Source organism: Desulfobacterales bacterium, from assembly GCA_034520365.1.
Classification (GTDB): domain Bacteria; phylum Desulfobacterota; class Desulfobacteria; order Desulfobacterales; family Desulfosalsimonadaceae; genus M55B175.
On record JAXHNP010000006.1, the window covers coordinates 842,258 to 865,489 of the forward strand.

General features: G+C 52.0%; 30 protein-coding genes. 21 read left to right on the plus strand and 9 right to left on the minus strand.

Going from position 1 to position 23,232, the window contains the following annotated elements; genetic code table 11:
- Positions 1-88: 88 nt before the first annotated feature.
- Positions 89-1,453: a sigma 54-interacting transcriptional regulator gene (locus U5L07_11775; protein MDZ7832421.1), complete on the plus strand. Its 1,365-nt coding sequence runs from the start codon at positions 89-91 to the stop codon at positions 1,451-1,453.
- Here U5L07_11775 and U5L07_11780 read toward each other — a convergent pair.
- Positions 1,404-1,646: a DNA/RNA nuclease SfsA gene (locus U5L07_11780; GenBank protein ID MDZ7832422.1), complete on the minus strand. Its 243-nt coding sequence runs from the start codon at positions 1,644-1,646 to the stop codon at positions 1,404-1,406. The two genes, U5L07_11775 and U5L07_11780, sit on opposite strands and share 50 nt — an antisense overlap.
- The gene (locus U5L07_11785; GenBank protein ID MDZ7832423.1) at positions 1,604-1,807 is read right to left on the minus strand and encodes a hypothetical protein; all 204 of its coding nucleotides are present in this window, start codon (positions 1,805-1,807) and stop codon (positions 1,604-1,606) included. The genes U5L07_11780 and U5L07_11785 overlap by 43 nt, the downstream gene beginning before the upstream one ends.
- 358 nt (positions 1,808-2,165) lie before the next feature.
- Here U5L07_11785 and U5L07_11790 point away from each other — a divergent pair, with 358 nt between their 5' ends.
- From U5L07_11790 to U5L07_11885, 20 genes are all read left to right on the plus strand, one after another.
- Positions 2,166-2,366, plus strand: a complete 201-nt coding sequence (locus U5L07_11790) for a hypothetical protein (GenBank protein MDZ7832424.1) — start codon at positions 2,166-2,168, stop codon at positions 2,364-2,366.
- Positions 2,367-2,537: 171 nt separating this feature from the next.
- A complete protein-coding gene (locus U5L07_11795; GenBank protein ID MDZ7832425.1) occupies positions 2,538-2,918 on the plus strand; it encodes a desulfoferrodoxin in 381 nt (126 codons plus the stop codon).
- A 195-nt stretch (positions 2,919-3,113) separates the two neighbouring features.
- The gene (locus U5L07_11800; GenBank protein ID MDZ7832426.1) at positions 3,114-3,548 is read left to right on the plus strand and encodes a flavodoxin domain-containing protein; all 435 of its coding nucleotides are present in this window, start codon (positions 3,114-3,116) and stop codon (positions 3,546-3,548) included.
- Positions 3,549-3,617: 69 nt separating this feature from the next.
- A complete protein-coding gene (locus tag U5L07_11805) occupies positions 3,618-4,853 on the plus strand; it encodes an ISAzo13 family transposase (GenBank protein ID MDZ7832427.1) in 1,236 nt (411 codons plus the stop codon).
- 54 nt (positions 4,854-4,907) lie between these two features.
- Positions 4,908-5,093: a hypothetical protein gene (locus U5L07_11810; GenBank protein MDZ7832428.1), complete on the plus strand. Its 186-nt coding sequence runs from the start codon at positions 4,908-4,910 to the stop codon at positions 5,091-5,093.
- 20 nt (positions 5,094-5,113) lie between these two features.
- Positions 5,114-5,482, plus strand: coding sequence for a cytochrome c3 family protein (locus tag U5L07_11815; protein ID MDZ7832429.1), 369 nt, complete (start codon positions 5,114-5,116; stop codon positions 5,480-5,482).
- Positions 5,483-5,661: 179 nt separating this feature from the next.
- Positions 5,662-5,820 (plus strand): rubredoxin, encoded by a 159-nt coding sequence (locus tag U5L07_11820; protein ID MDZ7832430.1) that lies wholly within the window; start codon positions 5,662-5,664, stop codon positions 5,818-5,820.
- 135 nt (positions 5,821-5,955) lie between these two features.
- Entirely contained in the window at positions 5,956-7,149 is a 1,194-nt protein-coding gene (locus U5L07_11825; GenBank protein MDZ7832431.1) for a flavodoxin domain-containing protein, read from the plus strand.
- Entirely contained in the window at positions 7,146-7,334 is a 189-nt protein-coding gene (locus U5L07_11830) for a ferredoxin (GenBank protein ID MDZ7832432.1), read from the plus strand. Before U5L07_11825 ends, U5L07_11830 begins: the two co-directional genes overlap by 4 nt.
- A 77-nt stretch (positions 7,335-7,411) precedes the next feature.
- Positions 7,412-8,134 carry a HEAT repeat domain-containing protein gene (locus U5L07_11835; protein ID MDZ7832433.1) on the plus strand — a complete coding sequence of 241 codons (723 nt, stop codon included), beginning with the start codon at positions 7,412-7,414 and terminating at the stop codon, positions 8,132-8,134.
- Complete coding sequence (locus U5L07_11840; GenBank protein MDZ7832434.1) at positions 8,128-9,105, plus strand: NAD(P)H-dependent oxidoreductase; 978 nt, start codon at positions 8,128-8,130, stop codon at positions 9,103-9,105. The genes U5L07_11835 and U5L07_11840 overlap by 7 nt, the downstream gene beginning before the upstream one ends.
- 635 nt (positions 9,106-9,740) lie before the next feature.
- A complete protein-coding gene (locus U5L07_11845; protein MDZ7832435.1) occupies positions 9,741-10,574 on the plus strand; it encodes a hypothetical protein in 834 nt (277 codons plus the stop codon).
- Between the two features lie 499 nt (positions 10,575-11,073).
- Entirely contained in the window at positions 11,074-11,427 is a 354-nt protein-coding gene (locus U5L07_11850; protein ID MDZ7832436.1) for a hypothetical protein, read from the plus strand.
- Positions 11,424-12,575: a radical SAM protein gene (locus U5L07_11855; GenBank protein ID MDZ7832437.1), complete on the plus strand. Its 1,152-nt coding sequence runs from the start codon at positions 11,424-11,426 to the stop codon at positions 12,573-12,575. Before U5L07_11850 ends, U5L07_11855 begins: the two co-directional genes overlap by 4 nt.
- Before the next feature lie 10 nt (positions 12,576-12,585).
- Complete coding sequence (locus tag U5L07_11860; GenBank protein MDZ7832438.1) at positions 12,586-13,512, plus strand: SPASM domain-containing protein; 927 nt, start codon at positions 12,586-12,588, stop codon at positions 13,510-13,512.
- 88 nt (positions 13,513-13,600) lie between these two features.
- Positions 13,601-13,939, plus strand: coding sequence for a hypothetical protein (locus U5L07_11865; protein MDZ7832439.1), 339 nt, complete (start codon positions 13,601-13,603; stop codon positions 13,937-13,939).
- Between the two features lie 183 nt (positions 13,940-14,122).
- On the plus strand, positions 14,123-14,356 hold the full coding sequence (locus tag U5L07_11870) for a hypothetical protein (GenBank protein ID MDZ7832440.1): 234 nt from the start codon (positions 14,123-14,125) through the stop codon (positions 14,354-14,356).
- A 176-nt stretch (positions 14,357-14,532) separates the two neighbouring features.
- The gene (locus U5L07_11875) at positions 14,533-15,732 is read left to right on the plus strand and encodes a hypothetical protein (GenBank protein MDZ7832441.1); all 1,200 of its coding nucleotides are present in this window, start codon (positions 14,533-14,535) and stop codon (positions 15,730-15,732) included.
- 13 nt (positions 15,733-15,745) lie between these two features.
- On the plus strand, positions 15,746-15,943 hold the full coding sequence (locus U5L07_11880) for a hypothetical protein (GenBank protein ID MDZ7832442.1): 198 nt from the start codon (positions 15,746-15,748) through the stop codon (positions 15,941-15,943).
- 29 nt (positions 15,944-15,972) lie between these two features.
- Positions 15,973-16,311, plus strand: coding sequence for a hypothetical protein (locus tag U5L07_11885; protein MDZ7832443.1), 339 nt, complete (start codon positions 15,973-15,975; stop codon positions 16,309-16,311).
- Between the two features lie 314 nt (positions 16,312-16,625).
- Here the strand turns inward: U5L07_11885 and U5L07_11890 are convergent, their stop codons facing one another.
- From U5L07_11890 to U5L07_11920, 7 genes are all read right to left on the minus strand, one after another.
- Complete coding sequence (locus U5L07_11890) at positions 16,626-17,294, minus strand: GntR family transcriptional regulator (protein ID MDZ7832444.1); 669 nt, start codon at positions 17,292-17,294, stop codon at positions 16,626-16,628.
- Positions 17,272-18,090, minus strand: a complete 819-nt coding sequence (locus U5L07_11895) for an AAA family ATPase (protein ID MDZ7832445.1) — start codon at positions 18,088-18,090, stop codon at positions 17,272-17,274. The genes U5L07_11890 and U5L07_11895 overlap by 23 nt, the downstream gene beginning before the upstream one ends.
- Positions 18,080-18,826 carry a hypothetical protein gene (locus U5L07_11900; GenBank protein MDZ7832446.1) on the minus strand — a complete coding sequence of 249 codons (747 nt, stop codon included), beginning with the start codon at positions 18,824-18,826 and terminating at the stop codon, positions 18,080-18,082. The genes U5L07_11895 and U5L07_11900 overlap by 11 nt, the downstream gene beginning before the upstream one ends.
- On the minus strand, positions 18,813-19,610 hold the full coding sequence (locus U5L07_11905) for an acyl-CoA dehydratase activase (GenBank protein MDZ7832447.1): 798 nt from the start codon (positions 19,608-19,610) through the stop codon (positions 18,813-18,815). Before U5L07_11905 ends, U5L07_11900 begins: the two co-directional genes overlap by 14 nt.
- 279 nt (positions 19,611-19,889) lie before the next feature.
- Positions 19,890-20,690, minus strand: coding sequence for an acyl-CoA dehydratase activase (locus tag U5L07_11910; GenBank protein ID MDZ7832448.1), 801 nt, complete (start codon positions 20,688-20,690; stop codon positions 19,890-19,892).
- Positions 20,687-22,087: a 2-hydroxyacyl-CoA dehydratase family protein gene (locus U5L07_11915; GenBank protein MDZ7832449.1), complete on the minus strand. Its 1,401-nt coding sequence runs from the start codon at positions 22,085-22,087 to the stop codon at positions 20,687-20,689. Before U5L07_11915 ends, U5L07_11910 begins: the two co-directional genes overlap by 4 nt.
- On the minus strand, positions 22,071-23,231 hold the full coding sequence (locus U5L07_11920; GenBank protein ID MDZ7832450.1) for a 2-hydroxyacyl-CoA dehydratase family protein: 1,161 nt from the start codon (positions 23,229-23,231) through the stop codon (positions 22,071-22,073). The genes U5L07_11915 and U5L07_11920 overlap by 17 nt, the downstream gene beginning before the upstream one ends.
- Position 23,232: the final 1 nt, after the last annotated feature.

A 23,232-nucleotide genomic window follows, 5' to 3' on the forward strand; every position in this document is an offset into this window, starting at 1 on the left:
TCAAAAGTTAATTTTTTTCGGTGCCTCTTTACGGGGAATCCAAGAAGAATTTGACAAAAAATCGGTGATATAATAAGAACCCACGATCATGACGGAAAAAAAATTCAGGGAAATCCTCGCCAACGAAAAAAATCTGATCCGGATTCTGGACAACCTCAAGGAGGGCATTATTGCCCATGATCTGGACCGCCGCATCTTCTTTTTTAACCATGAGGCAGAGCGCATCACCGGCTACAGTCGCGAGGAGGTGCTATATAAGGATTGCCATGAGGCCTTTGGCGGACCTTTCTGCGGCGAGCGCTGCCTGTTCCGGGAAGCCGATCACAGCATCCCGGATGATATCGGGTATCCGGTCAATATTTTGCGAAAAGACGGGCAGATCCGCAATGCCGAGATGCATGTCACTGCCATGAAAGACGAAGCCGGAGAATTCATCGGCGTACTGGCCTTTATCAAGGATAATACGGATGTTGTTGAGCTAAAGCTTAAAACCGGTCAGATGATGGGGTATGGCGACATCGTCGGCCGGGACAGCCAGATGGTTAGGATCTATAAGCAGATTCAGGATCTGGCTGCCTATGACTATCCGGTCCATATTTACGGGGAGACCGGCACCGGCAAGGAATTGGTGGCAGAGGCCGTTCACAACCAGAGCCGGCGGGCCGGGGCACCGTTTGTGCCCATTAACTGCGGTGCGCTTCCGGAGGGGCTGATTGAGAGCGAGCTGTTCGGCCATGTCAAGGGCGCGTTTTCCGGAGCCATCCGGGATAAAAAGGGGCGGTTCGAATTGGCGAACGGCGGGTCGGTGCTGCTGGATGAGGTGGCGGAACTGCCCAAAGACTTGCAGGTGAAGCTTTTGCGCTTTCTTCAGACCGGCAAATTCGAAAAGGTAGGCGGCGAAGCGACGATTTCTGTGAATGTGCGGATCATCAGCGCCACCAACACCGAATTGGGCGAAGCGGTGCGCGCGAAAAATTTTCGCGAGGATCTTTATTATCGCTTAAATGTCATTCCCATCCATATCCCGCCCTTGAGAGAGCGCCGGGTCGATATCCCGCTGTTGGTGGATTATTTCTTGGAGACATTTTCCAGCCCGGCGGAAAATGGGCGCATCAGGATTTCAGATGAAGCGCTTTCCATGCTCATGGATTATGACTGGCCCGGCAATGTGCGCCAGCTCCAGAATACGCTGCAGTATTCAATCGTCAAATGCAGCAGCCGAATCATCCGGCCCAAGGACCTGCCCATGGAACTGGCTGATCAGCGGGTGGCCAAAAGCCGCCGCGGCCCGGTCAAGAAGCTGGATATTGACTCGGTGCGTGACGCCCTGGAAAAAACCGCCGGAAACAAGGCCATGGCCGCCCGACTGCTCGGTGTGGGCCGGGCCACGCTCTATCGGTTCATCAACGAATACCCCTCAGCCGTGCCGCAAACCCTGGAAAACAGTACTTGAAGTTATAGCCGGACGCAAGCAGCTCAACCCCCTTATCCGCAGCTTTTCGAAGCTCCCGGCCGTATGCCGGATCAATATGGTCCGCCGGGGCGAATGCTTCGGCATCTGTCCGCTGAATCAGAAAAAACATGACACACCGTTCGCCTTTCTCTACCAGATGCTGCAGCCGGTCATGCTGCCTGAATTCGGACAATGGGCAGTGACCTGCTCACCGGAATCCAGGGGCACATCCGCCAGAAACCGTTTATACCGGCGTAAAAGCGTGCCGGCATAAAGTTTTGGCCAGTATATCGCCCCGTTTTGCCTGGATTGCATATCGTTTGCAGCGGTTTTTAAGATTTTTTCAGAAGCCATACATTTTTCCCGTCATTGATTATTGTTTTTGAAACATAAATGTTTCAATGAGAAATCTTGAAACATGTCAAGATCAATTAGCGCATTTTTAGGTAATTTAATCGTACTCGAAAAAATTAAAAGCCGATCACGAGTACGAGTACGAGCACGAGTACGAATCAGTAGGGTGGATAAGCGATAGCGCATCCGCCAAATGTTTCGAGTTCACGGTTCATAGTTCACGGTTTAAAAGTCTCGGTGGCTTTGGCAAAGGCTTCAAAAAAAAGGCCATTTCCTTTAAGTCTCCCTTTCGTAATTTAAGATTTTTGGCATGCAAATTGAAATCCAATTTGGCATAAGGAAAAAAGGGGACAGTTTCTTGAAAACCTGCAATGAAAATATCCAAAAAACCATTGAGCTTGCAGAAGCGATGCTGAATCTGGCCGAGAAGGGGGATCTGGATCGAGAAGATGTGGGGTGCGGTGTGCTCTACGGCATCCTTCGGGATGCGGCCTATCGGATTAGGAAAACCGCCGAGGCGGAGAAAGAGACACACATGCATAAGGGCAAATGGCTTTAGCTTTTAGCGTGTAAACAATTTGTATTGGAAAAATCAATCTGAACCATTATTTTTTATCAAGAGCGCTGGCGGATTGGCCAGACAACTTAAAACGCCCGGCGCTATAAACCAGGAGTCGGGGCTTTTGATTTAAACTGATTATGCAACCCATTGTTCTGAAGGAGGAGAATTATGACGCAACACCTGGAAGTCTATAAATGCGAACTGTGCGGCAACATTGTTGAGATGCTTCATGCCAGTGACGGCACCCTGGTCTGCTGCGACCAGGCAATGACGCTGATGGCTGAGAACACCGTGGATGCGGCAAAGGAAAAGCACGTCCCGGTGATTGAAAAAACCGACAAGGGAATTAAGGTAAAGATCGGCGATGTGGCCCATCCCATGGAGGAGAAGCATTATATCGAATGGATCGAGTTGATTGTGGATGGCAAGAGCTATATGCAGTTCTTGAATCCGGGGGATGCGCCTGAGGCCTTTTTCGAAATATCCGCCGGTCAAGTAACCGCCAGGGAATACTGCAATATTCATGGCCACTGGAAAAACAGTCAATAAGGGGGGTGAGGATGATGGCCAGTTGGAAGTGCTCAAATTGCGGGTATACCTTCGAGGCGGACGCACCGCCGAAGCAATGCCCGTCCTGCAAAGAAAAGTGTGAATTCGTGGATAATTCCTGTTATACGCCCGATTGCGAAGATAAAGGAACGGACGATCGGATCAAATCCAAACACTGAACCCAAAAGGTGAGACATGGCTAAAGCATTGGTCGCCTTTGCGACGCGGAAAGGGGAGACGGAAGTTATCGCCGGATTGATCGCGGAAGGCATGCGGTTTTCCGGCATCGAAGTGGAAGCGGTCAACGCCAATCAGATCAAGTCGGAGAAGGATCTCACGGGCTATGACGCCTATGTGTTCGGCTCTGCGACCTATCACGGGGATATGATGCAGTCCATGAAGACGCTTCTTTTCATGGCTGAAAATGCCGAGCTTTCCGGAAAAGTCGGCGGCGCGTTCGGCGCGTTCGGCTGGAGCGGGGAGGCCCCGGATCGGATCTTTGATACGATGAAAAATATTTTCGGCATGGAGATGGTCAGCAATCCGCTGCGTTTAAAGGCAAGCACGCTTGGCGGCGGGATGAAAATGGCTCAGGACTACGGCCGTGAAATCGCGGCCAAACTGCAGTAAGGTAATAAGTTAAAATAAAATATACAAATATGTTGACTTTTGTTTCACTTCCATACTACAGTCAAATGTATGGAAACTCAACAGAAAGAAGATCTGATCAGTCAGGTGAAAAAAAGGTTCGAGTTGATGGCGGCTCATTTGTCAGAAAAGGACAAAAGGATATGGGCTGCATCAGAAGCCAATACAATTGGCAGAGGAGGAGATACCATTGTTTGCCAGGCAACAGGTATGTCACGTGTGACCATCGGAAAAGGAAAAAAGGAACTGACGGGTAAAGCAGATGGAAGCAAAAAACGCATACGTAAATCTGGGGGTGGGCGTAAGCGTCTGGTGGATAAAAATCCTGCATTGATTAAAGACCTTGATATGCTAATAGATCCGCTTACCAGAGGCGATCCGGAATCTCCTCTCAGATGGACCTGTAAAAGTACCTATAAACTATCAGAAGCCCTTCGTAAAAGAGGGCATAATGTGTCCCAGAAGACTGTGTATTTGATGCTTCAGGAAATGGGTTACAGTATGCAGGCCAATCGAAAAATTAAGGAGGGAAAACAAAGTCCGGATCGGGATGCACAGTTCAATTTTATATATGAGCAGGTAAAAGAGTTTCAAGGCGATGGTCAGCCTGTTATTTCAGTCGATGCCAAGAAAAAAGAAAATATTGGCCAATATAAAAACACCGGTATGGAGTGGGAACCCGCCGGGCAACCAACCGATGTGAACACATATGACTTTCCGGACAAAGAGAAAGGTAAAGCTTGTCCTTACGGTATCTATGATTTGACACGTAATGAGGGATGGGTAAGCGTCGGTATAAGTCGAGATACAGCACAATTTGCGGTTGAAAGCATTCGGCGTTGGTGGAATGAAATGGGCTGTTTCAGGTATCCCGGCGCTACCCGGTTGCTGATCACAGCAGACGGCGGTGGCAGTAACGGCTACCGAGTTCGTTTGTGGAAAAAAGAGGTTCAGTCTCTGGTAAATGAATTGGGAATTACGATCAGTATTTGTCATTTTCCGCCCGGGACAAGCAAATGGAATAAAATCGAGCATCAAATGTTTTCTTTTATGAGCAAGAACTGGCGGGGACGACCATTAGATAGCCTTGGGACTATAGTCAATCTGATTTCAAACACCACAACCCAAAAAGGCCTGAAAATAGAGGCTGATATTGATGATACGCAATATGAAAAAGGTCTTAAAGTTGGTGATGATGAAATGGCTCAGCTAAACATTGAGCGAGCGAGTTTTCATGGTGAATGGAATTACAAAATAATGCCTCAGGAAGTCATGTATACTGGATAAAATTTGTACACTTTATTTTAACTTAGATACTAAGAAAGCAAGGAGGAAGATATTATGACGACACCACAGCACTGCCCGGGATTCCAGCAGTTTAAAAATTTGAAGTCATTTACCTGTAATTGCCCCGAGTGCAGCGAGGCATTGGAGATTTTCTCCGATGAATTTGACAAGCCGCACAAATGCCCGAAATGCGGCAAGGAAGTGGATTTCACCCAATGCACGCTGTCAGGCAGCGCCTGATGGCCGGATTGGAGCAATGCATGCGAAAAATTATTTTGATTCTGACCGCATCGGCAGTTGTGACGGCAATGAGTGTAGCCGCCTTATCAGCGGCACAGGAAACCGCACAGGAAACCATTGATAAGGGGGCGGCCGAGATGAAGCTTGAGAGCGGCCGCCTGCCGGCCGCTCCGTTCCCCCATAGACTGCATCAGGAAACGCATGATGACTGCAATGTCTGTCACAACATGTTTCCGCAAAAGCGCGGGGCCATACAGAAGCTGCAGGAGCAGGGCAAACTCAAGAAGCAGCAGGTTATGAACCAAAGCTGCATTGCCTGCCACAAGGAGCGAAAAATGGCCGGGCAGGCTTCCGGGCCCTTGTCCTGTATGGACTGCCACGCCAGGTGAAAAAGCTTTAATAACAGGTTTCAGGTTTCAGATTCGTACTCGTGCTCGTACTCGTTCTCGTAATCGGCTTTTAATTTTTTTTCGATTACAACGAGTACGTGTACCGTCCCGCTTGCGCGGGACTGAGTACGATTAAGTTAATTAAAATACGATTACGTTAATCAAAAAAGGAGGGCGTTATGGACAAATATGTATGCCAGGTCTGCGGTTATGTTTATGACCCGGAACAGGGTGATCCGGATAACGGGGTTGAGCCCGGTACATCCTTTGAAAATCTGCCGGATGACTGGGTGTGCCCGGTCTGCGGCGCAGGCAAAGATGATTTTGAAAAAGAATAATTTAGTTTAGAGACCGGTTTCGGTGTTTAAAAAGGTATTGGGTATTAACATTTAGGTATTAGGTGTAGCTAATACCCAACACCTAATACCCAAATCCCAGTTAACTGAAACCGGTCTTTCTTATGGAGGCAGTGAATGAAGCCAGTAGAAATTGCAAAGGGAATCTACAACGTTGGTGTGATCGACTGGAATATCCGGGATTTTCACGGATACTCCACCGAGCAGGGCACGAGCTATAATGCCTTTCTGGTGGTTGATGAGCAGGTGGTGCTTATTGATACAGTGAAAAAAGAGTTTGCCGATCAAATGCTGGCCAATATTTCCGAGGTTGTGGATCCCAAAAAGATAAATATAGTGATCAGCAATCACACGGAAATGGACCATTCCGGGGGCCTGCCCCGGGTCATGCATTACATCGGTGAAGACAAGCCGGTTTACTGCTCCAAGATGGGGCATAAGAATCTGGTCCAGCATTTTGGGGATAACTTAAATTATCAGGCAGTCGAAAGCGGCCAGGAGCTGAGTATCGGCAGCCGGACGTTGACATTTCTGGAAACCCGGATGCTGCACTGGCCGGACAGTATGTTCACTTACAGCCAGACCGATAAGATCCTGTTTTCAAGCGATGCCTTTGGCCAGCACTATGCGGGCTATGAAATGTTTGACGATGTGGTGGGCGATGCGATTATGCCGCATGCCAAAAAGTATTTTGCCAACATTCTTCTGCTGTACGCGCCCAAAATATTGAAGCTGGTGGAACAGGTCACGGAAATGGGGCTTGATATCCGGATGATTTGTCCGGATCATGGCATTATCTGGCGAAAGGACCCGGGCAAAATTATTAACGCCTATGTCGAATGGAGCCGGCAGGAGCCTGCACGGAAGGCCATTATTATCTATGATACCATGTGGAAGAGCACCAAGCTCATGGCAGAGGCCATTGCCGACGGCATTGCGGAAACCGGGGTTTCCGTAACCCCCGTGCATATCCGGAGTTCCCATCGCAGCGAAATTATGACCGAAGTCCTGGACGCCAAAGCCATAGTGGTTGGCTCGCCAACATTGAATAACGGGCTGTTCCCATCGGTCAGCGATATTTTAACCTACATGAAAGGCCTTCAGCCGAAAAACAAAATCGGCGCGGCATTCGGTTCCTATGGCTGGAGCGGGGAATCGGTCAAGCTGATTCATGACGAACTGGCGGCCATGAAGTTTGACATGCTCGATGGAGGGTTGAAAATCCAGTATGTCCCGGACAAGGAAGGCCTTGGCAACTGCCGGGCATATGGCCGAAAAATCGGTCAGGCGGTGCTTGGTCAGGCTTCGTGAAGCCCCCGGTTGTGGAGTTAAGCGAATGCATCCGCTGCGGCGTCTGCGAAGAGGTTTGCCCGGAGGTGTTCCATCTAAGCGACGCGGGGTATGTGGCGGTGGCGGAGCTTTGCGAATATCCGGAAGAATTGGTTGACGAGGCCATCAAGCACTGTCCGGCGGATTGTATTTATTGGGAAGCGTAGGTATAGGGGTGTGGGGTGTAAGGTGTAGGGTGTAAGGTGTGGGGTGTGGGGTTAAAGGAATAGGGTGTAAAAGGGGAATGTCAGATAATATCGATTTAATCGGAATGACCGGACGGCAGCTCAAAAAAAGGGTCCGCCAACTGCTTGCCTCGGATACGGATATCAATGACATATTGGATGCACTGGCCCGCATTCCCGCCCGAACGGCGGTCAATCCCTTGTTCGCCTGCTTCTATGATGGCTCGCCGCTTGTCAAATGGCGGGCGGTGGCCGGAATGGGGTTTGTGGTCGCCCGGCTGGCTGAGCGCAATATGGAGTCCGCACGGGTCGTGATGCGGCGGCTCATGTGGAATTTAAATGATGAGTCCGGGGGTATCGGCTGGGGCTCGCCTGAGGCTATGGCGGAGATTATGGCAAGACAGCCAAAGCTTGCCGATGAATACGGCGCCATTTTAGGCTCCTATGTGCGCCGTGATCAGAATTTTTTAGAGCATGAGGGCCTGCAGCGGGGTTCGATCTGGGCTGTCGGCCGCTTGGCAAAGGTCCGGCCCGCGCTCCTGCAGGATACGGTCGGCGATTTACGACTTTTTTTGACGTCTCCGGATGCCCACCACCGCGGATATGCGGCCTGGTCACTCGGCAATTTAGGCGCCGCGGCGGCTGTTTCAGAGATTGAAGCGCTTTTGGCGGATAATTCGGAAATCGATATGTTTCGCGATTTGGCGCTTGTTACAACCCATGTCAGCCGCCTGGCCAAAGAGGCGCTGGCAGCCATCGAAAACGGAAAGGGATCATGCTAGTTCTCGGATTGCAGGGAAGCCCCCGTAAAAAAGGCAATACCAACCATCTTTCGAACCTGGTGCTCGAGGCGGCCGCCGGCTGTGGCGCGGAAACCCGCCTGGTACAGGTCCCCCAAAAAAACATCAAGCCCTGTATCGGCTGCACCCAGTGTGAGCGCAAAGGGTTTTGCTCGATCGAGGATGACGATATGGCGTTGGAGATGTATCCGCTTCTCCGGCGGGCGGACCTGATTATCCTGGCCACGCCGATCTACTTCTATAACACCACCGCACAGCTCAAAGCGCTGATCGATCGGTCCCAGACCCTATGGTCGCGAAAGTATAAACTGGGGCTTGTGGATCCGGGGCGCCCCTTTCGCAAAGGGATGATGCTTTCTGTCGGGGCCACAAAAGGCAGGAATCTTTTCGAGGGGATGACCCTGACCGCCAGGTATTTTTTCGATGCGGTGGGCGCCTCGTTTGACAGCAGCTTAACCTATCGGCACATCGAAAATATCGGGGATATGAAAAAGCATGATACGGTGGCCGATGATGTCAGAAATGAAATCGAAAAGATGGGCCCGGTCTTTCGAAGAAAAAAAATTCTGTTTGCCTGCCGGGAGAATGCCTGCCGCAGCCAGATGGCCGCCGCATTTGCCCGTTACATGGCCGGTGATGCCCTGGATGTGGACTGTGCCGGCAGTCAGCCGGCCGAACAGGTCAATCCGGTAATGCAGGAAGTTATGGCAGAGATCGGCTATGATATGGCCTTTCGCACGCCCAGCAGCCTGAATGCGGCTGTCGAAGCATCGGAGCCGCATATTATCGTGACCATGGGGTGCGGTGAGGAATGCCCGCATGTGCCAGGCGTTGAAATGCTGGACTGGGAGCTTCCGGATCCGGCCGGCCAGTCCAAAGAATTCATGTGCCGGGTAAGGGATGAAATCCAGGCCCGGGTGGAGGCGCTGGTCAGCCGAATCATCAATAAATGAGAATCGACATAGCCCCTCAATTCAATTTTGCAGAACAACGGACGCCCCCCTATCGGACCGATGTTTATACCAATTTATCTATTGCTAAACATTGTACTCAAAGATATACAGAGATAACTAAAACCGATTTAAATCAATGGGGCCGGATTGAGCCATAGCCCCTTCTAAGTAACTTCACGGGTATTAGGTTTTGGGTATTAGGTATTAGGTTAATGAAATCAAGGATTTATGGTCGGCACGGTGGCCGACCCTACGATGAATCGGGTTTTTCCCCATTCGTTGGGCGGGCCACCGTGCCCGCCTGAAAAATAGATAGAACAAATTTACCGTACCTCAGTGCCTCTAAAGTTATTTATAGGCTCGGTCCCGGGCAAACGGCCCGGGGGGAATACTTCTAAGTAACTTAACGGTTTAAGGTATCGGGTATAAGGTGTAGGGTCAATGAAATCAAGGCTTTATGATTTAAGTAGCTCACAGTTCACAGTTTCAAAAATTTAGTGCCTAAACCCTAAACCCTAAACCCTGAAACCTGAAACCTGAAACCTGAAACCTGACACCTGAAACCTGACACCTATTATTCGTATGGTCAAATTTCATGCTCAAATTTCAGCTGATTTAAAAAGGGGGATTGTCAAATGAAGAAGAGATGGAAAATTATGGTGGGGCTGATTCTGATTTCCGCTTTAATCGTTTGCCCGGTTTTTGCTGCGGATGAGGCCGGTTCTTCGGGCGAAGAAATGCCGGAGGCCGCTTCGGCATCTGAAGGCGGGCAAGAGACCGCCGCTGGAGAGCAGACAAAGCTGGAAAAGGCAAATGCGCTGCTGGCTACCAAGGAGCTGGATAAAGTCAAGCAGGCCATTTCCATTTATAAAGAGATCCTGAAAAATGATCCCCAAAATTTTGAGGCCACCTGGCGCTGTGCCAAGGCCTACCGGGAATACGGCTATAAAGCCAAGCATAAGAGAGTCTCCGGGTGGGAAGACATCTGTGCGGAATACGGCAAAATCGGCATGGAATATGCCCAGAAGGCAATTGAGCTGAAACCGGATGAACCCCAGGGCTATTTTTTCTACGGCCTGAACGTGGGGGTCTATTCAGATGGTGTGGGCATCATCACCGCACTCAGGGAGGGGCTTAAAAACAAGACCCAGGAGAACCTTGAGAAGGCCTATGAGATCGACAAGACCTTTGACAACGGCGGTCCTATGCTCGCCCTGGGGCGGTTCTGGCAAAAGGTGCCATGGCCCTACAACGATAAAGACAAGGCCATGGAATATTACCGGGAGCTTCAGGAAACCGAATATTTCGGCCATCATGTGGAAGGCTACATCTATCTGGCGGAACTGTTGATGGACAAATGGGGAAAAAACCCCAAACAGGAGGCCCGATCGTTATTGAACGAAGCCATTGAAAGCACGGAAAATCCCTATTGGCAGGAGCGGGCCCGGGATTTGCTGGCCGAGCTGTAGAAAAGGGGACGGGCGCAGACAGTCCATCCGGCTCAAACGATACTAAAATGCCGCACAGCCACACGGTGAATTTGTTCTGGCGAACAACCCCATAACCATGGGGTTGTTCGCATGTAAGGTCGGCACGGTGGCCGACCCTACAAAATGTCGGCATTGTCGCGTAGGGCGGGCCACCGTCCCCGCCTGAAAAATAGATAGAACAAATTTACCGTGCGCACAGCCTTGACAGATTTTCAGGCAGAAGATATATTTATAATAATGCTGCGATGAACGCAGCGGGCTAAAAAGGGGGTGCCGGCAATTTCGGCACCGGATACACGGCTTAATCAATACTTTCAAGAAGAAAGGAGACAATCATGAAGATTAGAAAAGTCAGAAAAGCGCCCACCGGTCTTTGCAAGTGCAAACGATCCTGCTAGCTACCAGATTTTAACTGAAAAAATAGCCTGTGCATGCCTTGTCTGCACAGGCTATTTTATTTGAGCACACACCTTTGCTTATGACCAAAATCGATTTTAAGAGCTATATCTGCCGGCCGTACTGTATTTTTTTCCGGGAAGGGGAAAAAGAGGAAATGGCCTGCTACGGCGCCCAGGTGGTGGAAGCCCTGGTTGATCGGGGCGTGGTGTCTCCGGAACAGATCACGTTCGCCAAGGACCCGGCGCTTTGGCACCGGCACCGGCCCGTTATTGAACCCCATGTTTGTTTTCAATGCCCTTTTAGGGCCGAAGATTGCGATTTTCAATCCAATGCTCCCGAAGACGACATGGAGCCCTGCGGCGGCTATATCGTGCTCACCCTTCTGGTTGAGCATCGCCTGATCGATGAAAAATCCCTGGAAGCGGTGACATGACCTGGCAGCAAGCCTACCTGCGCCTGGCCCCTGAGGCGGCGTTGAAGCGGCTGGAAATCCCCTATATTTATCATAGAGGAAGAGATGAGCTCTATGAGATCGATGACCGGGCACTCGATTTTTTAAGCCGGTGCGACGGCCATACAAAAGGCGAAAACCTGACGGATGACGCCGAGTTCGTCGAATACTGTATCGAAGAAGGGATTCTGGAGGCGCTTGCCGTGCCTGCGCCGATTGATATCACCATCGATCACAGCCCTTCTCCGTCCCTTCGGTACCTGGAACTCCACCTCACCCATCGCTGCAATCTTAAATGCCGGCACTGCTATCTGGGCAAATCCCGGCCGGCTGAGCTGGCGCTTTCAGAGGCCGTGGATATTACCCGGCAGTTTTCTGAAATGGGCGGACTGCGGCTTCTGATATCCGGCGGCGAGCCCATGGTTTACCAGGAGCTGGCGTCCTACCTGGAGGCTGTCAGGGATCTTAAAATCCGGCGGATCCTGTTTACCAACGGCACCCGCATCACCCCGGATAATATCAAGCAGCTGGATGTGGATGAGATCCAGTTCAGCCTGGACGGCTGGCAAGCGGGGCATGACTGGCTGCGCGGGCCGGGGGTGTTTGAAAAAACCGTAAACGGGGTAAATATTGCGCGAAAGGCCGGCATTCCGGTCTCCTTTTCCACCATGATCCACAACGGGAATTTGACGGAATTTGACCGGATGCGCGAATTTATGGCGGAAGTCGAAGCGCTGGAATGGGGCGTTGATATATTGACGGTGGCCGGAGCCCTGGAAGGGCATGCGGATATTACCGTGCCCTATGAACAGGCCGCCCCCTTGATGGCCTATGCTTACGGCGGGGGCTATCACGGCGCATCTGAAGGCTATGCGTGCGGCCGGCATCTGATGGCGGTCATGCCGGATGGGAAAGCCGTAAAATGCGGTTTTTACAGGGATCGGCCGCTGGGCGATGCCCGGCAAAGCCTGAAAGACTGCTGGCTGAATATGACGCATATCCGGCTGGACGAGCTTGAATGCCGGGATTGCCCGGTACTTGAAGAATGCCGGGGCGGCTGCCGGTTCCGGGCCTCTCATCCTTTGGCGCCGGATCCCGCCATGTGCCGGCTTTACGGGATCTCCAGGTAAAAAGCACTTTATGCCCGCATACCTCCAGTTCTATCCCACCCTGCGGTGCAACTTTGACTGCGACTTCTGTTTTAACCGGCAGCTGCCCGACTGCGGGGATGTGTCGATCGAGAACTTCCAAAAAATGGTGTCCGTGTGCCGGGCAAACGGCATCCGGCACATTGATATGCTGGGCGGTGAACCCACATTGCATCCCGGTTTGTTTGAAATGCTGGACCTATTGGTGGATGCGGGATTGATGAGCACCATCAGCACCAATGGCAGCCGGGTGGAGACGCTTTGGCAAATTTCCGATCGGTATTCAAGGGAATCCGTCCGCCTGGGAATATCCATGAATTCGGAAGATGTTGCCGAGCCGCTCCATCAGTATATTCTTTCCCGCCGGCCGATCCTGAAGACGATTTTTTCAAAACACGACTTGATCCCGGACGCATTTAAATCCTATATTGGCCTTCAGGGCATTGAATTTTACCTGCTTTACCGGGACATCCTCAATTCGGCGGATCTTTTATACAGCCTGCCGTTTGAGGCGTTTTACAGCCGGCTTGTGGACATTAAAAAAGCATATGCCGGTGTAGACGGCGTGTTCTGTTCCGGATTTCTCCCGGATCTGGCAGATTTTCCAGAGCTTGGAAATGTGCGCTGCCCGGCGGGCACCACCAAGCTCTCCGTGCTGCCGGACGGGCGGGTTTTTCCATGCTACCTGCTTTTCCGATACAGTGAATTTGAGCTTGGCAATCTGTTTGAGGATGATTTTGACACCATCTGGCAGCATCCGACACTGGAAAAATTCAGGCATTTTCAAGGCAACCCGTGCCCGCAAACCGAATGCCGGCTGCATCAGAGATGCCACGGCGGATGTCCGGCCATCAGCTACATGTTTGACAAGAATCTCGACGCGCCGGATCCCAGATGCGTCTATCCGGTGAATCAATGAACCGTGAACTTTGAACTGTGAACCGTGAACCTCAAGTTACTTTAGAAGCCCTTATTCTTAAATTGCATAAATATCTAAGGGAGCCCTGATGAAGCCAATCGATTTAAGAACTCCGGCACTTTCTGCGGAAGACGGGGAGTATATTTTCGGCAAGGAGCATACCGGCAGCCATGCCTGTTACATGATTTACGGGGTTTTAAAGCCCGGTGAAACGGATCGCCTGGTAAAACCGGGCGCGGGCCATGAGGAAATGGTGCTGGCCGCCGCCGGGGATCTGGAGGTGACAGGCGCGTTTGCCGGTCGTTTGGCCGCCGGATGCGCGTTTCATATTGAGGGGGAAGATACCGCATACCTGAGTAACCCGGGATCCGAAGAAGCGGTCTATGTTGTGGCGGGCGGACACTCTGAAGCAGGGCATCATCACTGAGGGATATGACCTGCGAAAGGAAAAGCATGAAAAAAGGATTCAAAATCAGCCTGGCCATTCTTATTGTCGTGATGTGTGCCGGGTATTTCGGGTTAAAAGCCTATGCCCCGCATGTGGAATGAGCCTTTTTTAAAACGCTTTTGCCGTGGCGGCCAGACCGCCTGCGGCAATCGGAGGGCGGAGATGGATCTGGACAATTTTTTACGACTGGTAAACAATTTCTATTACACCCATACCTATGCGGCCATCGGCATTATTGCCGCCCTTGCCATCATTGCCCTGTTCAAGCCCAAACAAACAGTTAAGGCGCTTTTGATAATTGCGGGCGTGGTCGCGGTGGGCTATATCCTGTATCTTATCGGCGGGGCGGTATGGTCCGGGTTTACAGACAAGAACCAGATGCTTCATAAATACTGACGGCTTCGCAAAAAGTCCAATATCTTTGTTGCGCTGCATCCCTCGGAATTTCACGTACGCGTCAGTACGCTGCATTCCTCGGGATTTGCGCGCCGCGATCTTGAACTTTTTTCTTTGCCGTCCCGAAATCGACTTTTTACGAGTCCATCAATACTAATCTTTGAAAAAGGCAGCCTATGCCTCAGGCATTCGATCTCTCAGATGACAGGTTAGCTGAAATTGCCCGTCAGATGGAGGAAAAAACGCGCGACGGGTTAAAGAAAGATGGCGGCGAGCTTCTTTGCATCCCCACGTTCGTACCCATCCGGTCCATCCCCCAATCCGGCCGCCTGTTGGCGCTGGATCTCGGGGGCACCAATGTGCGCTGCGCGCAGGTTGCCCTGGATTCGGGCCGGCTTAAATTTGAAAAAGGGCCGGTTAAAGAGCGGCTTACAAATGAGCAAGAGCGGCAGTTGGATCAGACGGATTTTCTGGACCGGCTGGCCAACATTATACATTCCGTTGAACCGGCTTCAAATCTGCCCCTGGGATACTGCTTTTCATATCCGGCCGAACCTACAAGAGACGGGGATGCGGTTCTGCTGCGGTGGACCAAGGAAATGTTTGTTGCCGATACGGTGGGGCAAAAGATCGGTGAAATGCTGTGCCGGCACTTGGCTGGCCGGCATTTCTTTTGGCAGTGCACGAAGGTAAAAGTAATCAACGACACGGTGGCAGCCCTGCTTGCCGGCATGGGGGCGCCCGGTGCAGATGCCTATATCGGGCTCATCGTGGGGACCGGCACCAACATGGCGATATCCCTGCCCACCGGGCGGATGCCTAAGATGACCGAAGACCGGGACGAAACCGTTGAGCTGCCGGTCAATTTGGAATCCGGTAATTTCCGGCCGCCCTTTTTGACCGAATGGGATGAAAAGCTGGACCGGGAATCCAATAATCCGGGCCAGCAGCGGTTTGAAAAAGCGGTTTCCGGCCAGTATTTAGCCCATCTCTTTAAACTGCGTCTGCCGGAGAGCCGGATTGATACCCGGCAGGGCGCGGCAGCCGTATTTGAAAAAGCTTACGGGGCATCCGCTGAAACGGATACGGAAAAAGAGATGGCAAAAGCGATTATCAATCGCTCCGCCCGGCTGGTGGCAGCGTCCCTGGCCGGCCTCATCTCCTTTTTAGCGACAGGTCGGGCGCAGCCGGTGAAAAAAGTTGTAATAACCTCTGAAGGCGGTGTTTTTTGGGGGCATCCGGCATATAAAGAAGCAGCCGAGTATGCATTGCGGCATTTGTTAAATGCCAAGGGCCTGTCAGGGCTTGATTTTGAGTTTTTGGCTCTTGACCATGCCAATCTGTTGGGCAGTGCCATTGCCGGGCTCTCAGAATGAAATGGAGGAGGCGATGAACCCGCTTAAAACAAAAATATTTACCTATTTTACCCTAAACATCAATCCGCCCAATGAGATTCAGATCAACGAATGGCTGGCTGATCATCCGGATATAGAAATCGTACATATGCTCCAATCCGAATCCATGGCGGAAAAAAACGGCGAGATCGAGCGCAATCTAAGTATTACCATTGTCTACCGGGAATCCTGACTGAAAATCCATTGATAAAGGGACGGCTTATGCAAGCGGAAAATTTTGTAATCGGGAAAGTCTATTTTGAAGGAAGCTTTTTGCACCCGGAGTATCCCATCCCCGAAATTGAAACCTGGATCTATGTCGGCATGAATCTCTTCGAGGAGGAAGCGGAAGAGGAGAATGCCTATTTTTTCATCAATCCGCAGAAATACTATGAGGACGATCTAAAGCCCGCGATCCAGGATGAGAGCTTTTTCGAGGATATTGACGGCTATTATGTGGTCAAGGAAAGCGATTTGGATGCGATCATGGATATTGATGAACTCGCTGCCTGGCTGCCCGCCCTGAAGGGGGCGGAAAATGCGGAAGAGGTCTTCTTCTAAGTAACTTCACGGTTTAAGGTATAGGGTGTAAGGTGTACGGTCAATGAAATCAAGAAGTTATGGTCGGCACGGTGGCCGACCCTACGATGAATCGGGTTTTTCCCCATTCGTAGGGCGGGCCACCGTGCCCGCCTGAAAAATAGATAGAACAAATTTACCGTACCTCAGTACGTAGGGCGGATAAGCGATAGCGCATCCGCCAAATGTTTCGAGTTTACAATTCACGGTTTACAGTTCAAAAAACTCAATGCCTTTAAAGTTATTTATAGGCTCGGTTCCTGCCGCCTGCCGCCCGCGGGCCGGGGAGGGCGCTTCTACCCAATACGCTGCTGCGCGATAAGATTCTCTAAGTGGATTTTTTTGAGGGCATCGGCGAAATGCGTAAAATCCCGGGCAGCGGCGCCGGGGTTTTGGTCAACGATATGCTGATAGCTATCCCGGATAAGATCAACCATGGTTTCAAAGTAATCGGGAAAAATCGTCAGGGTCGAATATTGTATCCGTTGGGCACTGGGCATGAGTTCCAAGGCGATTTTCTCGACGATCGGGTTCCGGGCGGCGGCTAATATCATCTTGCCATAGTCCGTGAATCCTTCCAGGTAGATTTCATAGTCCTTTGTTTCAAGGCTTTTTTCGATCTTGTCCAAGGCTTTTTTTAATGCCTGTATTTCCTTTTTTGTCGCATTTTCCGCTGCCTTGGCAAAGACATACTGATAGATGATCGTGACAGTGTCATAGAAATTTAAAATATATTCCTCGGTTAGTTCGGTGACCTTGTAGCTGCCCGAGGCGGTACGCTCAAGGAGGCGGTTCTGCTCCAGCATGTGCAGGGCATCCCGTACCGGGCTCCGGCTGACGCCCCATTCTTTGGAAATTTTGGTCTCATAAATCATCTCGCCGGATTTAAGTTCATTCCGGATAATCTGGTTGCCGAGAATTTGCACCAGTTGATCCGAAAGATTATTGCGTGCCAGTTGTTCCATAAAGCATCCCGTCAGTTACTGGTTTTGAGGGAAAGATTTTTATTTCCGAAAGACACTGCCGAATCGCATCCATGGCCGGCCCGTCCTCCGTCTCAAGCAAACTGGTGCCCGCCATATCCCCCTGCCGAATCATTTCGTCCTCCGGAATCCAGCCCAGGCAGGAAAGGGGCTGCGGGATGCGGAGGGTATCAAACTCTTCTTCGCCGCGGAGCCGGTTGATAATCAGGCCCGCCTGCGCATAGCCGACCGCCTGATCCGCCACTGCCAGGATGGTTCTGGCGACTTCAAGCCCCTTTTTGGACGCATCGGAGATCATCAGGAGATGGGTGACAGCTTCCATGACCCGCCGGTTGATCTGTTCAATGCCCGCTTCGCCGTCAATAACGACATAGTCAAAATTAGCGGCCAGTGACACGATAATATCCTTTAACATGTGGTTGACCTGGCAGTAGCAGCCCTCGTTTTCCGGCCGGCCAATGGCCAAAAACGCCAGGTTCTTCCGCTCTTCAAGCGCAGCCAGTATTTCATAGTCCAGGCGGGATAACACATCCGCCTTATTCTGCGCCTCCCCGGCCTTTACCCGTTTTATCAGATCATTTCGGATTTCATCCACGGTTCTGGCCACAGAAATCCCCAGAGCCGTGGCAAGCCCCACCGCGGGATCCGCATCAATGGCCAGGACCTTTTTTTGCGGATCGGCCAGTAAAATTTTAATAATACCGGCGCTGATGGAGGTTTTTCCCACCCCGCCTTTGCCGCACAGGGCGATGATTCGTCCTTTCGCCTTATCCGGCATGGGAGGCTGCCTTCCGTTTTTTTAAAGCCTTTCGCATGGCTCGCAGCTCCGCCACATCGCTGCAGACCGCATTATATTCGCAGGTCGTGCAGTCAAAAGAGAGCTCTTCGGCCATTTTGTTCATTGCCCCGATAATTTTTATGGTTTCGCAGGCGATGCCCTGGATCTCAAGGACCGCTTCCCGGCTTTGGGTGATAAAGATGACCTCTGCGGCTTTGATATAGGAAAGCCGCGTAAACTGATCCAGGAGCGAACCGCCCAGTACCCTGAACGAAAACCCGTTTTTCAGGGCCTCCCTGCTGACCCGGCTCCATTCGCGCTGGTGCTGGGAGACCCCGCGCATCATGTAGCCTTTAAGATCAAGATCATATCGGAGCAGTTCCATTTCCCGGTACCGCTCAAAGCTGTTTTCTTCGTCAAAGTCGTCTCCGGCGGCAATAATAATTTTTCCAAATGATGCCCGCTGGTCTTTAAGATCCGGCAGGTCCGGGCCAACCACCGTGATGCGCCGGTCAACTACCCGGGCCGGGTCATTTGTCCAAAGCAGAAAAGCGGAGGATACATCATTGGGATGCCCCAGTTCCACCCCGGTATCCCCGGCCAGGACCAGGTTCTGCCGATGGGAGGCCGGCCAGCTGGCGGGGCGGGTATGCGAATATGTGGTTAACGCCCCGGCTGCCTGATACCGTTCCAGAAAATTTCGGATTTGATCGATATGTTTGTCAAACAGCTGCATGCAAAGCTTCTGCTTTTTCCATGGCATACAGGGCCGCGCCCAGGGCCCCGATAATCTGGGGATCCGTTCCGTCAAGCGATCGTAATGGCAGCCCCAGGGCCTCTGACAAAGCGTCAAAGACCCCTTGATTTTTGGCCACCCCGCCGGTCATGACGACCTCCGGGGTTACCTCGATGCTTCTGGCCAGGGACGCTACCCGCCGGGCCATGGCATGATGGAGGGCGTTGATGATATCCGGTATCTCTTTTCCGTCATTTACCAGGGAGATGACCTCGGATTCCGCAAATATGACGCACTGGTTGGAGATGGAGAGTTTTTCCGCGGCTTGGGCACCGATACTGCCCATCTGGTCGAGCGGGACCTCAAGGGCCTCGGCCATCACCTCCAGAAACCGGCCGGTGCCGGAGGCGCATTTGTCGTTGTAGATAAACCGGGCCACGCTGCCGTTTTCATCAATTTTTGTGGCTTTGGCATCCTGGCCGCCGATATCAACAACCATGCGGACAGAGGGCGCAAGATGCCAGGCGCCTTTGGCGTGGCAGGAGATTTCGGATTCAACGGCATGGACAAACGGTATCTGCTCGCGGCCGTAGCCGGTGCCAACCATATAATCGAGATTATCAAATGTCAGGCCGGCATCGGCAAGCGCCAGCCGCATCACCTCGCTTGCCGAATCCGAGGGCCGGGGTTTGGCCCGGATCACCGCCTCGGAAAAGCGCTCGCCGTTTTTCAATATCACAGCCTTAGCCGTTAAGGAGCCCACATCGCATCCTGCTACAATCATTGGCACACCTCTATCCCGTCTTAATCTTAATCTTCAAAAATATGCCTCTAAGTAACTTCAGGGGTATTAGGTTAATGAAATCAAGAATTTATGGTCGGCACGGTGGCCGACCCTACGATGAATCGGGTTTTTCCCCATTCGTAGGGCGGGCCACCGTGCCCGCCTGAAAAATAGATAGAACAAATTTATCGTGTCTCAGTGCCTTTAAAGTTACTTTTACGCTCGGTCCCGGGCAACATAGCCCGGAAACATTTCCAAATATCTGTTTTAAAATTCCCGCTAATTCTCCAAAACCCGGCTTGTTATCTCCTCATAGGCCATCACCGCCGCGCCGATCGCGCCCGCCATCTGCGGATCCGCCCGTCTGGCCTTTTTGATCCGAAGGCCCAGCAGTTTTTCAAGTGTGGCCACCACCCCCATGTTTTTGGCCACCCCGCCGGTCATCAGGACATCCCCTTCGGGTTTTACGGTATTGGCCAGAATGGCCACCCGTTTGGCCATGGCCGTGTTGACCCCCGCCCCGATGTCTTCAATCGGGGTTCCGGAATTTAAATATTTGATGACATCCGCCTGGGCCCAGACTGTGCAGGTAGAAGCCAGGGTAATCGGTGAGCGCGCTTTTCTGGAGAGCGGCCCCAGTTCATTGATATCCATGCCCAGAACGTTTGCCATCACTTCAAGAAACCGGCCGGTGCCGGACGCGCACTTGTCATTGGCGTTAAACCGCTCCACCTGGCCGTCCGAATCCAGTTTCATGGCCTTGCAGTCCTGGCCGCCGATATCAATCACGGTTCGGGCAGATGGCAGCAGCCATTTCGCGCCCTTTCCGTGGCAGGAGATTTCCGAGACCGAATGATCCGCAAAGGCCATTCTGTCCCGGCCGTAGCCGGTACCGATGCAATAGGTTATATCTTCAAGGGCTAGCCCGGCCGCGTCAAGCGCCCCTTTAACCGCTGCATCCGCCGAATCCCGGGGCCGCGGTTTGGATCTCAGGATAAAACTTCCGATAATTTTATTGTGCTTCATGATCACCGCCTTTGAGGTCAGTGATCCCACGTCGCATCCGGCAACAATACTCATAGCAGGCCTCTTACGGTAAAAAATTCGTCCAGTCGCTCCCTTGTCGCCTCCCAGGATTCCACCCGGTCGTCAAAAGCGTCGTCATTCATGATATGGACCGGTATCCCCTGTTTTTCGATATCCCGGGCAAAGGGCTTGACCATACCCCAGGTGTTGCGGCACCCGGGGGTTCCGTTGTAGATGATGCAGTCCACGCTGTATAATCTGGCAAGGGCCAGGCATTCATCCAGCCACATCCCGTGCTGGTCATAGGGGCCCCGGATGGAGCGCACCATGGGGAGTCGGGCGTTCATCTGGGCGACTGTGTCAAGCATTGCCTCCGGCGAGGAAAGATCAACCCCGTAGCAGGAGCCCTCCAAAGCCTGGCAGTAGGGGTTGTAGTCCCGGAAATTGCGGGTCAGAATCGAGCCGGCATTGGCGATGCCGCGCTCTTCCAAATAATTGTAGAAATTTATATCAACGGTGTAATGATCAATGTAGCACATTAACACGCGCAGATTTTCCGCACCGGCTTTCAAGGCGGGCACGCCGGCGGCCATCCGTTTTTGCGCTTCATCCCGCAAAAGTTCCAGCAGCCGGGTATATCCCGGATGGCCGGCAAAACAGAACCGGCCCGCATAAATCATGAGCGTATAAATCGGCGGAATCGGGGTGGGGACCATCATGAGCATGTCTTCAAGGTCTGCAGTGATGGCATCCTGGGCTTCCACCTCTTTCAAGTTTTCCGCGAGCCGGTCATAATCGATTTTTTTGCCGGTTTGTTCCTCCAGAAACCGGATCATGGCCTGAAAGTCTTTCACATGGTAGGCCTGGCTCCGGCTGTCACCGAGGGTGCTCGGATAGTTTAACTGGAAGAAGGGTTTGTCCAGATATTCGGCGGCAAATACAAAGGCGTTGGCATTCGTATCGCAGACACCCGGCGTATCGCAGAGCACTATATCAATGTTTTCTCCCATATCCGCCAAATAGGCACCGAGCGCGCCGCGCTGGGATGAGCAGGCGGTCTCCGGCATGCCGACTTCACAGCAGTAATCCATGTAGTCAAACATGCCCCGCTTCCAGACCATGGCACCGATGGCGGTTAACACCTCAAAGGTCAGCGGTACGATGTCCATTGCGTAAAAAATGACCGGTGAACTGCAGAATGTGGTGGCGGCGATTTTTTTTCCCTGTGCGTGGGCGTCAAGAATGTTTTGGTAGTACCCGGCGAGCAGATCCATAAAATAAATGCCGGGGGGGCCCGCATCGACGAAATTTTTTACAATACCCTTGAAGTAGGGAATATAACGGTATGCCCAGGCGATCTCTTTTGCCGTACCTGCCGGGAATTTGGCCGCCGCGCTGAGTGTGCTGCCCATGAGCCAGTCATAATTGTATTCCTTAATTGCTGCTCGCATATTTCCTCCCCCGGCCGAGCCTTTCAAGAAAGGCGTTGATCCGTAATTTCAAACGGCCCTTGTCAATCATCGGGCCGTATTCGCGTTCCAGCCGAAGGCAGGGAATTCCTTCCGCCTCCAGGTCCTTTTCAAACAGGGCGTTTTCAGCCCCGTGCAGATCGCAGAAGCGGATATTCTGCATGATGACGCCGTCCACATGGCTTTGCTCGATTTTTTCCTTCAAAACGGCCAGCCGCTGCTTGTACCGGCCATACATGCGCGGGCACGTGGATTCGCCGAGATAATGTTCGGCCAGGGCGCTTATCGGATCTGCGTCTTCATCCACCGGCCGGCCTTCGGACCGGACCCCGAAGCACAGGTTTTCCGCCACCACCATTGCATCGGTATCGGTTTCAATCAAACGGATAAGATCCGGGTCGTCGGTGATGCTGCCGATCAGCATAATCCGTTTGCGGACATTTTCCATGGGGGGGCTTTGGCTTAAGGATGCCATCCACTGCGTCAACTCTTCGTTATATTGGGCCCTTGGCATCACCGTGCCGGCAATGGTGGCGGCAAACATGTCCGAGCCTGATACCACGGGTGTTTCGGATGTCCGCATGGATTCAATTTCAGAGAGCAGCCGCCGCCCCTTATTGTATTCCAAAATCGCCGCGCGCAGATTTTCATCCGTAATCGTCACTTTGAAATAATCCTCGATTTCGGCGATTAAGTACTCAATTTCCTCGACAAACCATTCCATGCCGTGGCCTTCGGCCTTGTGGGGCACATCAAAGTAGTAGAAAAAGCCGGGTATAATGCCGTCATAGTCTTCGCCCGCCTTGCGCCAGCATTCATCCAGGCGCCGCATGGCATCGCAGCCGGGCGTGATGACCGCGCCGTCAATAAATTTGTAGGCGCCCTTGCCGACAAGCTGGAGCAGGCACTTGGGAAAACTGCAGATAAACGGCCCGTAATAGGCGTCTCCGATATCCATGCCGTCCGTTTCGATGCCCCGCATTCGAATCGGCAGAATCCCGGCGGCATGAAAAATTTCAGCCGGCACCTGGGAGCAGGTATATCCGACCACCGGCCGGTTTAGGGCCTTCCAGTCAATCAGCGGCTGGCATTTAATCTGGTTGGCCACATCATGGAAGAGCTGCATG